The organism is Streptomyces sp. URMC 124 (assembly GCF_051386455.1).
Lineage (GTDB): Bacteria > Actinomycetota > Actinomycetes > Streptomycetales > Streptomycetaceae > Streptomyces.
The window spans coordinates 1-233 of sequence record NZ_JBPQTS010000663.1 but is presented as its reverse complement, the minus strand read 5'-3'; the positions used below and the strand labels follow the sequence as shown (position 1 = coordinate 233).

Genomic DNA, 233 nt, shown 5'->3' with positions numbered 1-233 from the left:
GACTAAGCCATGCGCTTGACCTGCGTCAAGCAGTCCTCTCCAAATGGCCGGTGCTTCTTCCGCACTGCAGTATATTTCATAGCCATCCTCTCCGGTGTAACCGGTCCGGGAGACGAGGGCCTTGGAACCAAATACGTTAACATGCTGAATGAAGTGAAAGGAAGGAAGGGATTGGAGTGTTTCGGCTTCCGGTACGGCTGCCGATATGATCGCTTCGGCTGCAGGACCCTGCA

Annotated in this window: 1 pseudogene; it reads right to left on the bottom strand. The window is 54.5% G+C overall.

Features of this window, described 5'->3' with window-relative positions:
* Nucleotides 1–233 (bottom strand): annotated as a pseudogene (locus ACSNOG_RS34080) (glycine cleavage system protein T); the annotation flags it as partial.